The sequence below is a fragment of the Bacillus sp. FSL M7-1020 genome (assembly GCF_038050415.1).
GTDB classification, from domain to species: Bacteria; Bacillota; Bacilli; order Bacillales; family Bacillaceae_G; genus Bacillus_A; species Bacillus_A toyonensis.
In genome coordinates this window covers 3,103,638-3,124,316 of record NZ_JBBOTW010000001.1, presented here as the reverse complement: position 1 = coordinate 3,124,316, position 20,679 = coordinate 3,103,638, and the positions used below count along the sequence as shown (strand labels likewise).

17 protein-coding genes are annotated in these 20,679 nt (G+C 32.8%); 11 read left to right on the top strand and 6 right to left on the bottom strand.

The features are described from left to right. Nucleotides 1-4 precede the first annotated feature (4 nt). From cspB to MHB70_RS15845, 3 genes are all read left to right on the top strand, one after another. The gene (cspB, locus tag MHB70_RS15855; RefSeq protein ID WP_001179148.1) at nucleotides 5-205 is read left to right on the top strand and encodes a cold shock-like protein CspB; all 201 of its coding nucleotides are present in this window, start codon (nucleotides 5-7) and stop codon (nucleotides 203-205) included. Nucleotides 206-394: 189 nt separating this feature from the next. Beyond that, nucleotides 395-1,240: an exonuclease gene (locus MHB70_RS15850; RefSeq protein ID WP_061530517.1), complete on the top strand. Its 846-nt coding sequence runs from the start codon at nucleotides 395-397 to the stop codon at nucleotides 1,238-1,240. 385 nt (nucleotides 1,241-1,625) lie between these two features. Further along, the gene (locus MHB70_RS15845) at nucleotides 1,626-1,973 is read left to right on the top strand and encodes a hypothetical protein (protein ID WP_000609017.1); all 348 of its coding nucleotides are present in this window, start codon (nucleotides 1,626-1,628) and stop codon (nucleotides 1,971-1,973) included. A 451-nt stretch (nucleotides 1,974-2,424) separates the two neighbouring features. On the opposite strand, the gene MHB70_RS15840 is transcribed toward MHB70_RS15845, so the two are convergent. Both MHB70_RS15840 and MHB70_RS15835 read right to left on the bottom strand, forming a co-directional pair. Further along, nucleotides 2,425-3,516 (bottom strand): DUF3900 domain-containing protein, encoded by a 1,092-nt coding sequence (locus MHB70_RS15840; RefSeq protein WP_000345043.1) that lies wholly within the window; start codon nucleotides 3,514-3,516, stop codon nucleotides 2,425-2,427. Nucleotides 3,517-3,630: 114 nt separating this feature from the next. Next, a complete protein-coding gene (locus tag MHB70_RS15835; RefSeq protein WP_000283716.1) occupies nucleotides 3,631-3,957 on the bottom strand; it encodes a hypothetical protein in 327 nt (108 codons plus the stop codon). A 381-nt stretch (nucleotides 3,958-4,338) separates the two neighbouring features. Here MHB70_RS15835 and MHB70_RS15830 point away from each other — a divergent pair, with 381 nt between their 5' ends. After that, a complete protein-coding gene (locus MHB70_RS15830) occupies nucleotides 4,339-5,250 on the top strand; it encodes a VanW family protein (RefSeq protein ID WP_000488649.1) in 912 nt (303 codons plus the stop codon). A 174-nt stretch (nucleotides 5,251-5,424) separates the two neighbouring features. Further along, complete coding sequence (locus MHB70_RS15825; RefSeq protein WP_000249862.1) at nucleotides 5,425-6,333, top strand: VOC family protein; 909 nt, start codon at nucleotides 5,425-5,427, stop codon at nucleotides 6,331-6,333. A gap of 47 nt (nucleotides 6,334-6,380) precedes the next feature. On the opposite strand, the gene MHB70_RS15820 is transcribed toward MHB70_RS15825, so the two are convergent. Then, nucleotides 6,381-6,899 (bottom strand): GNAT family N-acetyltransferase, encoded by a 519-nt coding sequence (locus tag MHB70_RS15820; protein ID WP_001100446.1) that lies wholly within the window; start codon nucleotides 6,897-6,899, stop codon nucleotides 6,381-6,383. A 314-nt stretch (nucleotides 6,900-7,213) separates the two neighbouring features. On the opposite strand from MHB70_RS15820, the gene MHB70_RS15815 reads away from it, so the two are divergent. After that, nucleotides 7,214-7,891, top strand: coding sequence for an MgtC/SapB family protein (locus tag MHB70_RS15815; RefSeq protein WP_000052098.1), 678 nt, complete (start codon nucleotides 7,214-7,216; stop codon nucleotides 7,889-7,891). 203 nt (nucleotides 7,892-8,094) lie between these two features. Beyond that, the gene (colA, locus tag MHB70_RS15810; protein ID WP_061530516.1) at nucleotides 8,095-11,010 is read left to right on the top strand and encodes a collagenase ColA; all 2,916 of its coding nucleotides are present in this window, start codon (nucleotides 8,095-8,097) and stop codon (nucleotides 11,008-11,010) included. Between the two features lie 368 nt (nucleotides 11,011-11,378). Here colA and MHB70_RS15805 read toward each other — a convergent pair whose 3' ends face one another. Further along, on the bottom strand, nucleotides 11,379-12,632 hold the full coding sequence (locus tag MHB70_RS15805; protein ID WP_000513030.1) for an ATP-binding protein: 1,254 nt from the start codon (nucleotides 12,630-12,632) through the stop codon (nucleotides 11,379-11,381). A 636-nt stretch (nucleotides 12,633-13,268) separates the two neighbouring features. Between MHB70_RS15805 and MHB70_RS15800 the strand changes: the two genes are divergently transcribed. After that, nucleotides 13,269-13,709, top strand: coding sequence for a hypothetical protein (locus tag MHB70_RS15800; RefSeq protein WP_000773514.1), 441 nt, complete (start codon nucleotides 13,269-13,271; stop codon nucleotides 13,707-13,709). A gap of 387 nt (nucleotides 13,710-14,096) precedes the next feature. Here the strand turns inward: MHB70_RS15800 and MHB70_RS15795 are convergent, their stop codons facing one another. Then, nucleotides 14,097-14,450 (bottom strand): hypothetical protein, encoded by a 354-nt coding sequence (locus MHB70_RS15795; RefSeq protein WP_000473492.1) that lies wholly within the window; start codon nucleotides 14,448-14,450, stop codon nucleotides 14,097-14,099. Nucleotides 14,451-15,096: 646 nt separating this feature from the next. On the opposite strand from MHB70_RS15795, the gene MHB70_RS15790 reads away from it, so the two are divergent. Together MHB70_RS15790 and MHB70_RS15785 are read left to right on the top strand one after the other, a co-directional pair. Next, nucleotides 15,097-15,390 carry an ArsR/SmtB family transcription factor gene (locus tag MHB70_RS15790; RefSeq protein WP_000209596.1) on the top strand — a complete coding sequence of 98 codons (294 nt, stop codon included), beginning with the start codon at nucleotides 15,097-15,099 and terminating at the stop codon, nucleotides 15,388-15,390. A gap of 509 nt (nucleotides 15,391-15,899) precedes the next feature. Continuing rightward, nucleotides 15,900-19,166 carry a VaFE repeat-containing surface-anchored protein gene (locus MHB70_RS15785; RefSeq protein WP_000044814.1) on the top strand — a complete coding sequence of 1,089 codons (3,267 nt, stop codon included), beginning with the start codon at nucleotides 15,900-15,902 and terminating at the stop codon, nucleotides 19,164-19,166. A gap of 101 nt (nucleotides 19,167-19,267) precedes the next feature. Here the strand turns inward: MHB70_RS15785 and MHB70_RS15780 are convergent, their stop codons facing one another. Further along, nucleotides 19,268-19,522, bottom strand: a complete 255-nt coding sequence (locus tag MHB70_RS15780; RefSeq protein WP_002104927.1) for a SunI/YnzG family protein — start codon at nucleotides 19,520-19,522, stop codon at nucleotides 19,268-19,270. Nucleotides 19,523-19,779: 257 nt separating this feature from the next. On the opposite strand from MHB70_RS15780, the gene MHB70_RS15775 reads away from it, so the two are divergent. After that, nucleotides 19,780-20,523, top strand: coding sequence for a M15 family metallopeptidase (locus MHB70_RS15775; protein WP_001220647.1), 744 nt, complete (start codon nucleotides 19,780-19,782; stop codon nucleotides 20,521-20,523). The last annotated feature ends 156 nt before the right edge of the window (nucleotides 20,524-20,679 follow it).

Sequence of the window (20,679 nt, the reverse complement as noted above, 5' to 3'; positions counted from 1 at the left end):
TTTCATGCAAAACGGTAAAGTAAAATGGTTTAACTCAGAAAAAGGTTTCGGTTTCATCGAAGTTGAAGGCGGAGAAGACGTATTCGTTCATTTCTCAGCTATCCAAGGCGACGGCTTCAAAACTTTAGAAGAAGGTCAAGAAGTTACTTTCGAAGTAGAACAAGGTAACCGTGGACCACAAGCTACTAACGTTAACAAGAAGTAATTTTTGAAAAAAAGAAGGGCTCGCCCTTCTTTTTTTTGCGTTCTTATTGAATATCCTCCAATGTACATATGATAATAAGACTGAATTTTTGTTTTTTATACGAGGTATTTCATGCATAAAGTGTATGAATAAATAGATACTGAAAATAAAGTATGTGTGTGAAAAGGATTTTAGAAAGAGGTAAATAAATTGAAAAACGCTACACATTTTATTGTGTTTGATATAGAGAGAAATTTTAGGCCGTATAAATCAGAAGATCCGTCAGAGATAGTTGATATCGGAGCTGTAAAAATAGAAGCAAGTACAATGAAGGTAATTGGAGAATTTTCGGAGTTAGTAAAACCGGGTGCACGACTTACTCGTCATACGACAAAATTAACGGGAATTACAAAAAAAGATTTAATTGGTGTAGAGAAATTCCCTCAAATTATAGAGAAATTTATTCAGTTCATTGGAGAAGATTCTGTATTTATTTCATGGGGAAAAGAAGATTATCATTTTCTATCTCATGATTGTACATTACATGGCCTAGAATGCCCGTGTATGGAAAAAGACAGTAGATTTGATTTGCAAAAATTTGTTTTCCAAGCGTATGAAGAATTATTTGAGCATACACCAAGTTTACAATCTGCAGTAGAACAACTCGGTTTAACGTGGGAAGGAAAGCAGCACCGCGCTTTAGCAGATGCTGAGAATACAGCAAATATACTTCTTAAAATATATAGCGAGAGAGATATTAATAAGCGATACAAGAGACATGGTGAGCTTGAACTTGTAAAGAACGGAAAACTAACAGAAAAAGCGAAAAAAAAGATGCGAAAATGGGTGTTTAAAGAACTGAAGAAACATGCAGAACGACCATTTGTGTGGAGTACATTTGAAAGTAGTGAAACGTGGGAAAGTATAACGGAAAGGTATTATATAAGTGAAAATACAATAGAACTTCTGAAAAAACATTTCCCTACAGCGGTGAGAAAAGCGGAGCGGCAGCTTAAATATTTGGCTGAGATGGAGGAGAATGCACAGTCTAGGTGACATTCTCCTCCATTTCTAGCTATATAAATTTAAAGTCATCGTATTGACGGATGAGTAAAGTATTCAAATTTAATTAGGAATCAATTTGTTGTTGTAATTTGGCTATTATAATTGCTTTGAAAATTAAGGCGTCGTAAGAATTTTAAAATATATTAATAAAATAAGAGCTCATAAAAATGAAAGAGGGTACAGTTAAATGGAAGCAATCTTTAACATTTTAACTGTTTTATTTTTTATATTATATTCACATCACTTTTTATTTTTATTACACTTCCTCTTATAGTAAAAAGGAGTTAGAAAAAGCTTAATATATCTTTAAACCGCGGTGGATTAAAGATTAAAATTGAAGAGTAAGATAAGCGTTATATATATGGGAGATGCGATGATGATAAATTTGGATATCAAAGATATTAACGTAAAGATGGAATTAAACGGTGTCTTTTGGAATGAGGATAGGATTGCTGAAATGATGGTGACTACAACAGCAGAACATTCTCTTATTCTTCATATATTAGTTGACTTAGAAAATAAAACTATTTGTGCGATGAGTGCCACGATAGTGAATGGGTTCTGCCCTCTGTGCAAACAGAGAAGGGACGAATGCAGTGAACTTAATGACCTACAAAATAAAATGGATATTTTAGAAGAAGCCTACGATTGGGTGAGAGAGCATCCAGAATATCGTTTTCAATTATCTTTTTACGAGTACAATAAATTTGAGGTAGTAAAGTGAAATTTTTATTTTAATAACATACATAGTGACTATAAGGAAAAACATCAAAAACTTATAGAAGGACTGGGTCTATTAGTAAAAAGTGAAAAAATTGTAGTACGTTGTATACAAGAACATATTGAAAAGGATATTTCAACTGGAAATATGTTTGTACAACAAGGAACGAATTTATTTAGATACTGCAACAAATTGTATCTTAAATCAAAAAAATTTAATAAATAAGCACATCTTGTTATAAAGCAGAGAAACCGATTCTTAGTAGAATCGGTTTTTAAAGTAAACGTCAAGTAAGTCCAAAATAAAAGAGCGCTTTGTTAATAGCGCTCAGTAAAAAAATAGTTATAGGGAAGCATTTATTCAATGTTAGAATCGAAATTTTTAGTATTGTGTGGTCTCATTTGTAGACACATAGTTGTTATTTAAAACATGTTTATTGGTTACTTGATTTTCTTTATTCAACCCCGTTCGGATCATATGAAAACTGTTGCTTATTCTCAATCCGCTCAATCACATCTTGCAACTCATCTGGCTTCAGAAACTCAATAGGAGAGAAGCCTTTTTCAAACGTAAGTGTATCAGCCTCAATCATTAATACGTATCGGTCATTTACCTTCGCGATATGTATTTGATCTCCGAAATCAGCAAGCAGGGCCTTCACAGAGATATGATCTGCTTTTAGCTTTAATTCCACTTCTGGGGCGTGCTCGACGATTTGAGCGGTAGCTTCCATTACTTCTTCGGTTGAAAATTGTTCCATAATCTCCCGCTTCGGACTGGCAGCCCATACTTCCATTGCTTGGTCGAATTGTTCGCGTTCTTCAGTACCTTCTTCAAATACATCTTCAATTTGGTCGTATACCATGTCCATTACTTGTGTTTTCATAATTTCAGGCATAGAGCGTTCGTATTCGACGAATTTTAAGAAGTCCTCGAAGTAGCGGGCATGTGATGCTTGGTGTATTTTTAGTTCGCCTACTTCAACCATACCTTCTTCAGGCATGTACGGATATTGGATAGATTTCATATTCTTCGTTGTGATGGCCATTTCAACGTTACGAATAAGCGTTGATTCATCTGAAATAGAGGCAACTTTCGGTTCAAAGTCACATTTCATAACGAATACGAACGGGTCATCAAAGTATTTACGTAGTTTTGCTTGAGCAATTAAAAATACACCACCACGAACAGCGCTTGTGTCAAGATATGTATAAACGAGAGGCTCGCTCATATCTTTGAAGTTTTCTTTTGTTTCTGCAAAACGAATACGATTAAATAGGTTGTAATGAGGGTTTGAATCGAGTTCGTGCCCTTCTTCTACAATAAAGCGCCCAATCTTTGTTGGGGCTTGTTCCGTTTTGGCATGACGTTCTACTTTTCGCTTTGAAATTTTTAATAATTCACCATTCAAAAATTCTTTTAAAGAGCTATCTTCATATTCTTCAGCGTCTAATGTTTGAAAATGTTTATAGCGTTTATCAACTGCTTCACCTTTTCCTTCTACTTGTACAACATAAAAAGAAAGATAATTTATTTCAAAATCCATATTTATCACCTTGTTTCATTTCATTAACTCTTATCAGTATAGAGATGGAGAAAACTTTCGTCAATTTATATAAGGAAGGGAAGACCCTTCCTTATATATTTTTTATTTTCAAAATTAAAATCCGTCTTCTAGCGCTGCAAATGGAATGTTAAGTCTGTTTTCTACTGTACGTAAACGTTGGTTTAAGCGATTTAGTCTACGTGTATGGCGCTCAACAGTATTTTCTAATTGACGTACTCTTTGCTCAAGCTCATTTACTCGTCGTTCTAGTTGACGGTTTCCAGTACCAGGGAAAGAGATTGGAAGTTGAAATTGTCTATTTTGGTCATATGGATTAACTTGTTCTGTTTGATCTATATATTGTTGGTATTGTGCTTGTAAATCATATTGAGGCTGATAACCGTATTGGTTATATGGATCATATGGATTGTAGGGATACATAAAAACGTCCTCCATTTCTTTAAAATAGGTTAAATACACGATACTGTATGTGTAAAAGCGGAGCAGTGGCACGGCAAATACCTAAATATATTTACGTGATTTACTTTTATAAATAAGAACAGGGAGTTGTTACATTTGTTTTTCATTTATTTAATGGTATATAATGGATAGAAGGGGAGAGGTTACATAAAGGTTACAAATTTGCTAAACTTACATTTTCATAAAAATATGTATAGACATTTACAAAAGAAAAGAGTAATTTAAATAGAGTAAAAAATAACTTGTAACATTTTATAAACATATTGTAAAATGATTGTAACAAAACATACATAAAAATGAAATAATACATAAAAGCAGTGTTGGGGAAAAGGAGAGAGTATATTGTTCCGTAAAATAAAGGGTATTTTAGTTGGGGTGCTATGCGTAGCTGTAGTGAGTGGTTGTGGTACAAAAGTAAGTGATGTTGCATTAGTAAGTGATATTGGTGGACACACTGTCGCGGCTAAAGCAGAAGTGCAGGATTCTATTAGTTTAGTTGATAGTCGAACAGGTACTGAAGTGAAAAAAATAGATTTGTCTAGTTTAGGCTATTTTGAAGACGAAGCAAAATTTAAAAAATCGGTAACGAAGGTTGCTAGTGAGGTTGGGAAAACCGTTGATAAAAAGATGGTTCCATCACGTATAGCACCTGATGGAAGTTGGCAAGAAGGAAAACCTTCTTATGAATTAATGGAAAAAGAATTAGTAGATAAATTGTTAAATGTTGGTATGTGGGATTCTTCATATCAGTTACCAATCACAGAGAAAAAGCCTACGGCAACATTAAGTGATGCGCAAGGAAGTGGTACGGTAATTGGTAGATATGAAACGAATTTAGGTGGATCAACAGGTGGCCGTATTGAGAATATTCGTTTGTCAGCGGCGAGCATAGATGGAGTTGTATTAGCAAAAGGAGACCGCTTCTCTTTTAATGCATTAATCGGTGATACAACGCCAGATAAAGGATATCAATTAGGAAAAGAAATTGTAGATGGTAAATTAGTAGATGGATATGGTGGAGGTGTTTGTCAAACATCTTCGACTTTATACAATGCAGCAGATCAAGCTGGTTTGAAAATGGTAGAGAGAACGACGCATTCTAAAACAGTTGGTTATGTGCCACAAGGAAGAGATGCTACAATTGCATATCCATACTTAGACTTAGTATTTGAAAATACGAACGACGCACCTGTGAAGCTTTATATGGGCATTCAGGGCGGAAAGTTAGTTGCTGAAGTACATAAAATGAGATAAGAGTTATAAAGTCACTTTTTCTGAAAGTTAGAAGAGGTGGCTTTTTTATTAAGAAAATAAAAATATGCATAAATTCTGACTTTTCTTATTTACATAGGGTGATTTTGGTTGTATTCTTCATAGTAACGGTTATATGTAATGGAAAAATATTGGGATAAGGAGATGGAGTTATCCATGGTACAAATTCATCCGAAAACACGTATTGGTCATGTTGCATTTAAAGTGAAAGATTTAGAACGTCAAATTGCTTTTTATGAGAATGTAGTAGGCTTAGAAGTAATTAAACAAGAGGGGAATAAAGCGTATTTATCTGGAAAGGGTGGTAAGAATACGCTGCTTGTTCTTGAAAAGTTGGAGGATGGGGCACTACAAGAACCACGTACGACTGGTATATATCATGTTGCTTTTTTAGTTCCGACTCGTGAAGCTTTTGCTTCGGCACTATTTGGGGTTCTTCGTAATAAGAATGTAATTGATAGCCCGGCTGAACAAGAAGGGCGTTATACATATTCAAATGAAATTTTACCAATTTCAAGGTTTAATAGTGCAAGTGATCATACGTATAGCGAAGCGTTTTATTTACAAGACTTAGAGGGTAATGGAATTGAAATATATGCAGACCGCCCGCGCGATCAATGGGGAGAAGGACCAGGAGGAAGTACGCCGCTTGATTTAAAAGCATTGGCAACGCTCGTTGATTATGAGTTTGCTGGTTTACCTGCTGATACTGTCGTTGGACACGTACATTTACGAATAGCTGATGTAGAAAAGTCACATGAGTTTTATGTAAAGACGGTAGGCTTTGAGGTACAGCAGCGTGAAGAGGATTGCTTATTTATTTCGGCAGGAGGCTATCATCACCATATCGGTGCAAATACGTGGAACGGAGTAAATAATCCGCACCCACCAACACATGCAACTGGACTAAAGGTATATACGATTGTACTACCGCATAAAGAAGCGTTAGATGAAGTGAAAGAAAGATTAATAGAAAAACAACATGAAATAAATGAAACTACAAATGGATTTACAGTAGTAGATCCAAGTGGTATTACAGTACAGTTTGAAATAGAAGTAGCATAAAACAAGCCAGAAAGTGTGTAATCACTTTCTGGCTTGTTTTTAATTATTCATAGTTCAATCCAATACCTTCTTACAATATTTCCATCTTCCTCAATGAAATCATCATCACGAAGCCCGCCGTTATGTAAGATTGTTTTTTCTGATCCTGTATTCACTTCGTCACAAACGACAAGTACTTTCTCGATGTTTAATTCCTTCGTTTTTTCTAGCGATAACTCTAATAACTTCGTAGCATAACCTTTTCTTCTTTCAGAAGGGCGAATGCCATAACCGATATGACCTCCAGCGTTAAATAAATGTTCGTTTAAACTATGACGTATATTAACAACTCCTACAATTTTATTTTCATCTGTAACGAGCCAATACGTAGAGTCTGGTACCCAAGATTCAGGAAGGTTTACTCCGTTATGTGCATCGAGTAATTCTTGAATCATAGCCGGAAAGTTAGAAGGGGCCTTTGAAATAACCCACGGAATCATCGTTTCACCGCTATCTTTCCATTCGTTATAAAAATCTAAGTATTCTTCTTGTAAATCAGTAGTAGGTGTAATCAAAAAGACATTCATTGCTAGTAAGCTCCTTTTATTTATGTTTTATTTCACAAAAATCAAGGTAGAAAATGAAGGCGTTTTCCGACTTTCTCAACCTCATTTCTTGCACTTCATATGCAATTTTTAACTGAAGATAAGTAAGGTGTTGAACTTAAAGGTTTTTTTTTTATGAGAAATAGGTTATCTTGTTTATGCTAATATTTAAAATATTAGCATAAAAGAGTTGGAATAGTAAGTGAATTTTGATGGAATGTTTTTATATCGATAAATGGATGTGTGTGATAATTTTTGTTTTATCCATCTATAATGAATGAAAGGGGGAAGTGTTCGTGAGCTTACATATTGATTTTATTTTACGAATTGGTATTGCTGGTTTATTAGGAGCAATGATTGGTATTGAAAGGGAAATTCGATCAAAAGAAGCTGGATTAAAGACTCATTTCCTCGTAGCGGTAGGGAGCGCTTTACTAATGGTTGTTTCGAAATATGCCTTTTCAGATATTATGTTTGAAAATCATATGTCCCTTGATCCAAGTCGTATTGCAGCGCAAGTTGTTAGTGGAGTAGGTTTTTTAGGTGCAGGTACAATTATTATTCAAAAACAGGTAGTGAAAGGATTAACGACAGCGGCTGGTTTATGGGCTACAGCAGGAATTGGATTAGCAATTGGAGCGGGTATGTACGTAGTAGGGATTGGAGCTACGATTCTCGTTTTAATTGGGTTAGAGATTGTAAGTCGTATTTTTAAAGTGCGATTTTTATTTCCGCAAAATATAGCAGTGCAAATTTGTATGAATAAACATGAAACGATACAACAAATATTAGAGAAGCTTCATATGAAAGGTATTCCAATACTTTCATATGAAGTGGAATCTTTACAGCAAGATACAGGTGTAGTTTATAAGGTAGGAATGCAGCTGAAAAATATATCACCTGAAGAAAAGAATGCATTCATTCAATATATACAAACATTACCAGAAATAACATTTGTAAAGTTAAATTCATAGCGTTGAAAAAGAGGTTAGATGTAGCAGAAATTTCGCTATTATCTATCCTTTTTTGACACAAATCGCATGGAGAGTCAAGCGTTAATTTTACTATGAATGGATACATATGTGAACGTTACCTTATTTTTTCTCAATACAGAACAAAAAGTCAGAATAGTAAGATATTAGTGTAGGAAACTAAAAAATGTAAGGTAGGGGAGAGTATGAAAGGCTATTCAAAAAAAGTTTTAGTAGGGGTAAGTTTTGCTAGTTTACTGTTAGGGAGTTTTCAAGGGAGCATATCGGCGGAAAATACTAAGGAAGAGCAAGTTTCTTATCGAAATGTGCTCAAAATGGAGCCAGTTGGTGTACAATTTCCAGTGCAAGAATTAGCTCATTCATCAAAAGTGCTAGAAAATAAGTCTTTTGAAAAAAGGCTACAATTTGCTGATTTATCGCAAAGACCGCCAGAAGTCAAAAAAGAAAGTAAACAATTAGCTGTAGCGAAAACTTATACAATTGCTGAATTAAATCAATTAAGCAATCAGCAATTAGTAGATTTACTTGTAACAATCGACTGGGAGCAAATTACGGGGTTACTTCAGTTTAATAAAGACAGTCTAGCATTCTATCAAAATGATAGTAGGATGCAGGCGATTATTGATAAATTAAAGCAGCAAGGGCAAACTTATACGCAAGATGATTCAAAAGGGATTGAGACATTAGTAGAGGTATTGCGATCCGGGTTTTATTTAGGATTTTATAATACAGAATTAAGTAAACTGAATGAACGAAGCTATCATGATAAATGCTTACCTGCATTAAAAACGATTGCGAGCAACCCGAATTTTAAGCTCGGTACATTAGAACAAAATAGAGTTGTATCATCATACGGAAAATTAATAGGAAACGCTTCGAGTGATGTGGAAACGATAACATCGGCTGCGAAGATTTTTAAACAATATAATGATAGTTTTTCTACATTGGTAGATAATCTTTCAGCTGGAAATGCGATTTACGATATTATGCAAGGTGTGGATTACGATATTCAATCATATTTGTACGATACGAGAAAAGTACCGAAAGATACAGTATGGTATCAGAAAATAGATAGTTATATTAATGAGCTAAGTCGTTTTGCATTAATGGGAACGATTACAGCGAAAAACGGATGGCTTATTAACAATGGCATTTATTATACAGGTAGACTCGGTACGTTCCATAGTACAGGGACGAAAGGGTTACAAGTTGTAACAGATGCGATGAATATATACCCGTACTTAGGGGAGCAATATTTCGTAGCAGCTGAGCAAATCGCGACAAATTATGGCGGAAAAGATGCAAATGGAAATATGGTTAATTTAGATCAAATACGAGAAGATGGTAAGAAAAAATATTTACCGAAAACGTATACGTTTGATGATGGTGCAATTGTTTTAAAAGCTGGAGATAAAGTGACTGAGGAAAAAGTAAAACGTCTATATTGGGCAGCGAAAGAAGTGAAGGCACAATTCCATCGTACCGTTGAAAGTGACCAGCCATTAGAAAAAGGGAATCCAGATGATGTATTGACGATGGTTATTTATAATAGTCCAGCAGAATATCAATTTAATCGTCAATTGTACGGGTATGAAACGAATAATGGTGGTCTTTATATAGAAGGAACAGGTACATTCTTTACTTATGAACGTACACCACAAGAAAGTATTTATAGTTTAGAAGAGTTATTCCGACATGAGTTCACGCATTATTTACAAGGTAGATATGAAGTGCCAGGACTATGGGGACAAGGTAAGATGTATGAAAATGAAAGATTATCTTGGTTTGAAGAAGGAAATGCTGAATTTTTTGCAGGAGCAACGAGAACGGATAATGTTGTACCGAGAAAGAGCATTATAGGAGGATTATCTTCAAATCCAGCAGAGCGTTATACGGCCGAGCGAACGTTAAATGCAAAGTATGGAACGTGGGATTTCTATAATTATTCCTTCGCTTTACAATCGTACATGTACAATAAGAGGTATGATATGTTTGATAAAGTTCATGACCTTATTAGGAAAAATGATGTGACAGCATATGATGCATATCGCTCTGCGTTAAGTAAAGATACGAATTTAAATAAAGAGTATCAAGACTATATGCAAATGTTAGTTGATAATCGTGATAAATATAATGTTCCGTTAGTATCAGAGGATTATTTAGCAACGCACGCATCGAAACCAGTTTCAGATATTGCAGCAGAAATTACGGCGGAAGCAAATGTAAAAAATGTATCTGTAAAGAAAAATAAATCACAGTTCTTTAATACATTTACACTACAAGGAACATATACAGGTACTGCTGCAAAAGGAGAATATGAAGACTGGAAAACAATTACACAAAAGGTGAATGATACGTTAAAACGTTTAAGTACAAAAGAATGGACAGGCTATAAAACAGTAACAGCTTATTTTGTGAATTATCGTGTGAATGCATCAGGACAATTTGAGTATGACGTTGTGTTCCATGGTATGAATACAGAAGAAGGAGCTGTGAATAAAGCGCCGGTCGCAGTTATAAATGGTCCGTATAGCGGAAATGTGAACGAAGCAATCTCTTTTAAAAGCGATGGTTCAAAAGATGAAGATGGAAAAATCGCTTCTTATAAATGGGAGTTTGGAGACGGTACTGTAAGTAATGAACAAAACTCAACGCACATTTATACAAAAGAAGGAACATATACAGCGAAATTAACAGTAACAGACGATAAGGGAGCAACTAATACTGCTACAACGAGTGTGACAGTTAAAAAGAAAGAAGATAACAGTGTAGAAAAAGAGCCAAACAATTCATTCCAAACCGCAAATAAACTGCAGTTGAATCAAATTTTACGTGCTAGTTTAGGAAATGGTGATACAAGTGATTTCTTTGAAATAAATGTAGAAACAGCTAAAAACCTTCAAATCAATGTAACGAAAGAAAATAATATTGGAGTAAACTGGGTTCTTTATTCAGAAGCAGATTTAAATAATTATGTTACGTATGCCCAGCAACAAGGAAATCAACTAGTAGGTAGCTACTATACGTATCCAGGGAAATATTATTTACATGTGTATCAGTATGGTGGGGGAACAGGGAATTATACGGTAGAAGTGAAGTAGTAAAAGGGAAATTGTTTTTTCGATGAATAGCAAAAAGATCTATGCTTTTAATGAAAAAACAACTGTAGACAATGACTCTAATGGCATTAACAGATTAAGTGTCGAGAGATCTTATATTTAAATTAAACAAATCTGAACAGTAAATGAGATGAAATCGATAAATTATTAGTTCATCAAAATGTAAGAAAAGTAGTGAATTTTAAGTACGTTTAATTAAAGGATCAGAGTTTATCTGTTTTTACAGATAAACTCTGATCCTTATTATTTGAAAGTAAGATAATTGATACGTAAGGTAGCGGGATTTTTAAAATTCATTTATTTAAAAAGTTAAGTAGAAAATTTTTATCATCTAAATAACTTTCATTACATTAGCAGGGGATACTAATAGAAAAGCGTGTCCCTTTACCTAATTCACTCTCTATCTCTATATCTCCGTTTAATTCTTTAATAATACTGTAAGCAATCATAGTACCAAGTCCAGTCCCTTTTTCTGTTGTTGAATAAAACGGCAAAGCAATTCGTTTTATTTGTTGAGATGACATTCCAACACCTGAATCAATAATATCAACTATAATATTACCTTTTATTTTTTGTATATTTATTTGTAATACTCCACCATTTTTCATAGCCTCAATTCCGTTTTGTATGATGTTGTTTAGACAGAGTCTGAATTTTTCGGGGTCCCCATTTATATAAAAGGAATCTGTACTATTTTGTTTTATGTCAACTTTGTATGATAGAGCGAGTGGTGAAATAGTTTCTTTCACCTGATTTAATATGTAATTAATATCTATTTTCTCTTTTAGGGTGTTCTTTGGTTTGGTTAAAGATAAATAGTTATTGATAGTAGATTGTATTTGCTGCATTTCAATTAACATGATTTCTAAGTACTGATCCTGAGATAGCTTAGAGGCATGTTTTTCATTTAATAATTGAGTGAATCCATGAACCGTGGTTAGTGGATTGTGGATTTCGTGTGCAATTGACGCCGCTAGTTCGCTAGCTATATAAAATTTTTCAGCCCGTTGCAGTTTTTCTTTCATTTTATATTTCTCAATCATTCCCTCTATTAAATAAACTGATAATAATAATGTGAAAATATTAATGATTATATAATTTAATAAAAATTCTATGAGAGTAGCGTCTATTTTACCTCCTGTATTTATTTGAGTTACAATACCGCAGATAGAAAGTGAAGCTGTACATACTAAAATAAGGAGTAAGCTTAATAATATCTTTTTTTCTTTAAAATGCATAGGTAATAAGTAACGGAAGAGCATTGTTATACCAGAAATAATTGTAAAGATAATAAATGATGGAAGAACGCCATTTCCACCTAAGTAAAAGCGATAAGAAAGATATAAAATTCCTATAAGAACAATGTTTTTTGTATTTCCATACAGAAAAACTAATATGATAGGAATAAAACGTAAATCATAAATAAAGCCAGCATGTAAATGAAAAGGAAAAGTCATACAAAAAATAATAGCAATAGAGGAGAGAGTAGAAATTAACATATTATTACATGTTATTTTTTCTCTAAATTCTAGCCAAAATACGTGATAGCTAAGGATACAAATTATTATAATAAAGGTATTTAATAAGAGAGTAGAAATTCCCATAGTTTTGCATCTCCGATAGTTTGTAAGTAGGATTATGTATAAGTTGGACCTAGATGTTTAGTATTAGTAGACTTTCTATCTAAAAAAGGAAGGGTACTTGAAAAAATGTTATTATATTACTCGTATTAGAATTGATGAGGAAGATAGAAAAAATAATAGATAAAAAATCTACTTGAATTTATGTACATATGAAATTAGAAAATAACTTTTGTATAGATAAAATTGGGATTGAATTACTGGTAAAATAATGGGTTTCTGAGTGTGAATATTCTGTGAAAACAATATATATGACGACCATTGTTTTGTAGCTTTCGTTATATTAACATGGAATTTACCGAATTACAAAGTGAAAATTTAAAATTTTTTTATTCATATAATTTATATGAAATGAAAACACTGTTCACTCGAGTATTGTGGTAATGAATCGTATACATTTTGTGTGAAAAAACCTTTGAAATTAACATGTTCTTTTTTATAAAACATAATACTGTAGCTTTATCTATGTGAGTTACTCAATAAATATTAATACGTAAAGTTATTATATGTATATTTAAGGATATGAATTATTACATAAAAACGCACTTAAAAAAGAATGTATGATGGTAATAGAATACAAACATCAAGGGGGAACTTAAAATGAAGTTAAATAAACTAGTGCTTAGTTGTGGAGTGATTTCGGCATTAACACTTGGTGTGTTAGGGAATAATACTTATGCTGAAGAAGTGCACAAAACGAATGATGCAATTAATATAGTTGAACACGTTCCTGCAGACATATTATTAACTCAAACAATGGATTATAGTGGAGAGGCTGTCACTTCTTTTGTATATAATGGGAGTACTGATTTAAGCTTCTTTATGAAAAATAATGGCCAAAATACAATGGGGTATAGTGTAAAAGGCCCAAATACGGAGTTAATTGTTGGTGGTTATATAAAACCTGGAGAACAACAAATTAATGTTACAAATGTACGGAATGCTTTATCTCCATTACCGATTGGAACATATAAAATTTACGTTTCAAATGATGATGGTTCTAAGGGACAATTCCAAGTTGCAGTAAGATCTATGAATTAAATTTAAAAAAACTTGTTTATGAGCTGATTTAATTTTTACCTTCTGGAAAGAGATGATATTGACCCGAGAGTCCCCCATAAAAGTAAAAACGAGCATCCTTATGTAATTGTGAGAGGGTGCTCGTTTTTTGTTATGAAACAGAAAAGAATTACTTCCAACCACTTATAAAGACATTTTGATATTTTCTTCGCTAATCTACTAGTTTGTGTAAACGAGAGAATATCCATTATGAAAGATTTCAAAATAAAGGTGACTTAACATGCAGCTAAATTATATTGGGAAATAGAAAAACCACTCTTATAGGAGTGGTTTCTAATCATTATTTTTAGGCTATACATTTAAAATTAGGCTAAGTTATAGAAATAATAAATATTTTATTCGTTGTTATTATTTTGGTTCTGGATAATGATTGTAGTATGAGATTCTAATAAATTCTTGGTAGACATTTGTTAATTTAGCATTTCTAAGAGCATCGTTGAATTTTTGCATACGTACACTACCTTGAGCGTAGCCCCCACCAGGAGTATAAGGATTTCTAGCTTCAAAGTCATCCATAAATACTTTTAATTTTTTATAGTCTTGAGATTGATAGAAAGCCGCGGCCTCTTCAGGAGTGACATCAAAGTAAGAGGATGATGTTGAGTTATAAGAAGCTGCTTGAGCAGTAGGTGCCTCTAGCATAGTTGTAGCTCCACCGAACATAGTAAGCGCCATAGAAGATACAATAATTTTTTTGAACATAATAAAACCTCCATGTAGAATATTTGGATTAATAGCAACCCTGTAATCATTATAGTTACAATGAAAATGGTTATCAAATGCAATGTTGCATAATTTATTCTTTGAATGAGAAGTTCCCCTTATATCTAAATGGAGGAGTGTAATAAGGAATTAATAGATTAAAAGAGGGGTACATATTATTCGAGGTAACAAGAAAATGAAATGAAAAGGCTATTTTTTAATTGGGGAAAGTTAAAAGTCCCTGTTATTAAAGAGAGGGACTTTCACAAAGGAATGAGAATTAACAGCTGAAGGTATCGTTATTGGGAATTTAATTTCGTTTATTTGTGTTGAGAAATAAATAGTATAAGTTGTATAAGGCGAAATGAAGGAAGATTTCTTATAGATTTTTCGCTTAACAAAGTATGTTAAACCTTGCTCAAAATCATGTAATAGACTATGAAATAATCTTTCTAAAATATAGTTTGGCTGAAAATTAGAGGACATTAATTCAATGAAGTAGTAATTACTGTTTTTCAGGATAGGGGTCTTTTTTTTATTTAATAAAGAGAATATATTTTCTCAACAGGACAAATGGTAATCATCTATAAGTACTACTTATAAGGATAATAGGAAAATAGAAATAAATAATAAAGGAGAATGTGAAATGACAACATTACTATCTAATAGAAATCGAGTTAAAATCAGTGAAGAAGATGTAGATGTATTAAAGGTAATGGCACATCCCGTTCGATTACAAATTGTAAATGAATTAATGCACCATAAAATGTGTAATGTTACACAGTTAACGAAAATATTAAAACTCCCGCAATCCACTGTTTCACAGCATCTATCAAAATTAAAGGGAACCGTACTCCGTGCAGAAAGACGAGGATTAGAGATGCATTATTATATTGATAATGCTAAGGCCCGCCAGATTATAGGGATTTTAGGTTTTTAGGTTCATACTACGTAAAAAGTTTCCTCATATAAAATAGGGAACTTTTTTTGTTGAACAAATTGTACATATTTATAAATAAAATGGAAAGAAGTAAACTAGTAATTTAAATAGTGGCCTCTTTTAAAGATAATTAAATATGCCAAAATATATGATTACAAAGCGAAACTTTTGATGCCTTTTTTTATTTATTAGGTAAAAGCAATTGGGTGGATTTTCTTACAGTAATGGTTGGATAAAATAGAAGATTACTAACTTGAACAAAAGAACTACTAGTTACATATTTAACATACATATTTATCTGGTTAATTGCAGTCGTGTTTTGGAATCTGTATATAGTAAACTCATTTAAAAACTTGAAAAATATTAAAATGTGTAAATTTTATGACTATTTAGCCAATTTTGTTTAATATTTGTAATTTGTTGTTTTATAATGATAATCGGGTTGCTCGTGAATGTTTTAGATATTGCGATATATACTCAGATAAATTTATTTTAGGGAGGTTTCAGAATTGAGTAAGAGAGTTATTATAAGAGTTTTTACATTATTATCAGTACTGGCATTATTCCTTAATGTGTTTTTACCAAGGGCTAGTGCAGAAGTTATGACGCATGAAAAATATTCAATGGACTGGAGTTATAGTAATAGTCTAGGTAAGTACATTCGAACTGAAATTATTAAAAATTCAAGTGGTCAAATTGCTTATTGCTTAACTCTTGGATTAAAATCACCAAATGGTGAAGATCTTCCTGAAATGGGGAAAACAGATAATGTAGTATATAAGGTCTTATTAAATGGTTTCCCACAAAAAAGTACTGAACAGCTGGGAGTAGCTAATAAAAATGAAGCGCATTATGCAACTCAGCTTGCGGTCTGGAATGCATTAGGACAACTTGATGTAAATGAATTAAAACATGAGAATAAAAATGTTGAAAAAGCAGCTAAGGCTATTATTAGTAATGCTAATAATAGTGAAGAGACGCAAGATATTTTTATGAATGTGATTCCTGCTGAAAAGCAAAAAGCAGAATTAAAGGGTGAGTTCTTTGAAACGAATCTATACACAGTGCAAACAAATGCTAAGAGTGGTTCTTATAAGGTAGTAGCGAAAAATGCCCCTAATGGAGTTAAAATTGTTAGTGAAAATGGTGAAGTGAGAGATCAGCTTTCAGTTGGGGAAAAATTCCGTATCCAAATTCCTAAGAACACAAAAACAGGTGAATTTAATTTAAGTGTTGCTGCTAATTTAACTAAAGTTCAAGCAATTGCTTACCGCGGCACGGATACTGTTCAGAATGCTACAGTATTATTAGAAAGAAATGAAGAAAAGCTTAGTGGTGATCTTGCAGTAAATTGGGAAGCAACTGGTTCTTTAAAAATTAAAAAGGTTGGAGAAAATGGGGAAGTTCTAGCTGGTGCAGTATTTGAAGTCTTTAATGCAAATAATGAATCAGTTGGAAAAATCACGACTGGTGCTGATGGTACTGCAGAATTAAATAACCTACAAATTGGTACATATACAGTAAAAGAAATTAAAGCACCAACAGGTTATGTTTCAGGTGATAAACCACAAACTATTGAAGTTAAAACAGGGGAAACAGGAGCTGTTCAAGTAGTAAACAATAAAGTAAAAGGTAACATCGAAATTAAAAAACTTAGTGATTCAGGAAAGGTTTTACCAAATGTTGAATTCACAGTCTTCACTGAAGATGGAAAAGAAGTGAAAAAAGTAGTAACAAAAGAAAATGGAATTGCAAACGTTGAAGGTCTTACGTATGGTAAGTATTATTTCTTAGAGACAAAAACACTTAATGGATATATTGAAAATAAAACAAAGTATCCTTTTGAAATTAAAGAGCACAATAAAACACTTACTTTTACAGTGGAAAATACCGAAGTAAAAGGTAGTGTAAAATTACTTAAAGTAGATAATGAAGATATCAGCAAAAAATTAGAAGGTGCAGTATTCGAGTTAAAAGATGCAAGTGGGAAAGTTATTGGTGAATATAAGACAGATAAAAATGGTGAAGTTAACGTCAAAAATTTAGCATATGGTAAATATTCATTTGTAGAAAAGGCTTCTCCAAATGGTTATGTTCTTATTAAAGAACCAATTGTGTTCGAAATAAAGGAACATGGGAAAATTATTGAGTTATTAGCAGTTAATCATCTTATCAAAGGTGATCTAGAAATTACAAAAGTTGATGTAGCTGATGGAAACAACAAACTTCCAAATGCAGAGTTTACTATTTATAATGAAGCAGGAAAAGAAGTAGTAAAAGGAAAAACAGACGATAAAGGTATCGCGAAGTTTGAAAAGTTACCATTTGGAAAATACACATATAAAGAAACTGTTGCACCAAAAGGTTATGTATTGAATGAAGAAACGTTCTCTTTTGAGATCAAAGAGAATGGTCAAATCATTAAACATATTGTCAAAGATGAAAAGATTCCTTCAATAAAAACAACAGCTACTGATAAAACTGATGACACAAAAGAAATGCACACTTCTAAGTCTGTAACAATCCAAGATAAAGTGGAATACAAAGACCTACAAGTAGGTAAAGAGTACACTTTAAAAGGTAAATTAATGGATAAAAAGACTAATAAACCATTAGTTGTAAATGGTAAAGAAGTAACTGCTGAAACTAAGTTTACATCAAAAGAAGCAAACGGATCTATCACACTAGATTTCACTTTTGATGCAACTGGTTTAGAAGAAAAGGAAGTAGTAGTATTCGAAGAGTTACTGAAAGACGGAAAAGTTGTTACGACACATACTGATATCAATGATAAAGGTCAAACAGTTAAGTTCGTTAAGCCATTAGTAAAAACAACTGCTACAAACAAAGCTGATGGTGGAAAAGAGATTCATGCAAAGGATGCTATCACTATCCAAGATAAAGTGGAGTATACTAACTTAGTTGTTGGTAAAGAGTACACTGTAAAAGGGAAATTAATGAACAAAGCTATTAACGAACCATTATTAATTGGTGGTAAAGAAGTAACAGCTGAGACTAAATTTATTGCAAAAGAAAAGAATGGTTTTGTAACATTAGACTTTATTTTCGTTGGTGCTGAGCAGCAAGGAAGAGAAGTAGTCGTGTTTGAAGACTTGTTACATGAAGGTCAAGTAATAGCAACTCACGCTGACATTAACGATGTAGGTCAAACAGTTCGATTTGTAGAGCCTTCTATTAAAACGACAGCTACAAACAAAGCTGATGGTTCTAAAGAGTTAGATGCTTCTAAATCTGTAACAATCCAAGATAAAGTGGAATACAAAGACTTAATCGTAGGTAAAGAGTACGTTGTAAAAGGCAAACTAATGGATAAAGCAACAAAAAAACCATTAGTAGTTGATGGTAAAGAAGTAACAGTAGAATCTAAATTTACAGCAAAAGAAAAAAATGGTTCTATCACACTAGATTTCACATTTAATGCTTCTGCATTACAAGGTAAAGAAGTGGTAGTGTTTGAAGAATTGTATCAAGATAATGTCTTGGTAGCTATACATGTTGACATCGAAGATAAGGGGCAAACAGTGAAATTTAAAGAAGTAAAACCGGAACAACCAAAACCTAATCAACCAAAACCAGATCAGCCGCATCCAGATAAAAGCATTCCAACACCAGAACAACAAAAAGCAGAAAAGACATTAAAATCAGGAATATTACCAGTTACAGGTGGAGATTTATCCATGTGGATCTCAATGGGCGTTGGCCTTTTATTATTAGCTCTTGGAACTGTATTATTTATCAAACGTAGAAACGCATAATAACTATATCATTTTTACAAAGAAGGTCTTCTAATAATTAGAAGACCTTTCATTTTTGAACTTAACTCGGATTTTGTTTGAGTCAGTTTGGACATTCGATTTTAAGCGTGAATAGCATTTAAAATCGAAAATTTATTCGTAGTAAATAATACATAATTTTGTTTTACCGTTTTAATTAAAATACGATCCGTTGTACCATATGCTGTTCCAATACGAATCACATTTGATTCTTCAACGCCAGCATAGGTAGAATCTTCGATAACCTCAATCACATCACCTAATGGAATCGTAACCTTCGCCAACTGCCATGAAATAATTAACTCTTCCTTTGTTTTTTTTACATGAATACCTAGCATCATACCAAGACCTTTCTATAATAGAATGCTACACTTTTCATCTTATTATACAAATTTTCAGATTGTTTTTCTATATGTAGGAATAGAATGGATTTTATATATTGGAATCTTAAGAGTGGCAAAGAAATAGGAAGATATACTGTCATTTTAGTAAGGAATACTGTATGAAGAAAAGTTCACGTCAAATTAATATGGATTTGATATGGTTCAAGTATGATGAACGAGAAACAGTAAGCGTGTTAGGAAGGAAATGAATAATGAGAATTAAATTAGTAGGGATTTTCACTTGTATGATTGTGATACTAGGTGTCTTTATCGTTTACACCAATCAATCTATTGGTAAAGAACCAGAAAAGACAAATTATGAAACTCGTGAAAACTCCATAAATAATGAGAATAATAGTAAGCAAAATGGGACTTCAAATAAGATAGCAAGTTCTTTTGCTAGTATACAGGCTGTAGTAAATAAGGAATATGGATTGCCCGAAGACTATAAGCCAAAGGATTTAGTAGTACCGAATGTACCATTCTCATTTAGTGGAACGGTAGAAAAGAGTTATCTGCGTAAAGAAGCAGCTGAAGCGCTAGAAAAGTTATTCCTTCTAGCTAAGCAAGAGGGGATCCAGTTGAATGCTGTTTCAGGGTTTCGTTCCTATGAATATCAAAAAACTCTGTATGCCAACAATGTTAAAAAGAAAGGACAAGAGCATACGGATCGTTTCTCGGCAAAGCCTGGACATAGTGAACATCAAACAGGATTAACGATGGACGTTTCATCTAAAAGTGCAAATAATGAACTAGAGCTAGCGTTTGCGAACACGAAGGAAGGCAAATGGTTGAAAGAAAATGCGCATCGTGCAGGATTTATCATTCGTTATTCTAAGGGGAAGGAAAGTATTACAGGTTATGCATATGAACCTTGGCATATTCGCTATGTAGGACATATTGCTGAAAATATATATAAGAAAAACCTGACTTTAGAAGAATATATGAATCTGTGAAAATAGAATTGAAAAGTTAAACTGTATTTAATGTTTAAGAATCCTACTTTTCTTATTAAAAGGCCTAATTTCTCAATGTATTATAGAGAAACTAGGCCTTTTTCATCATTTTATCAAAGTATTTTTCAGTTAATGATTCGATGTACTGATTATATT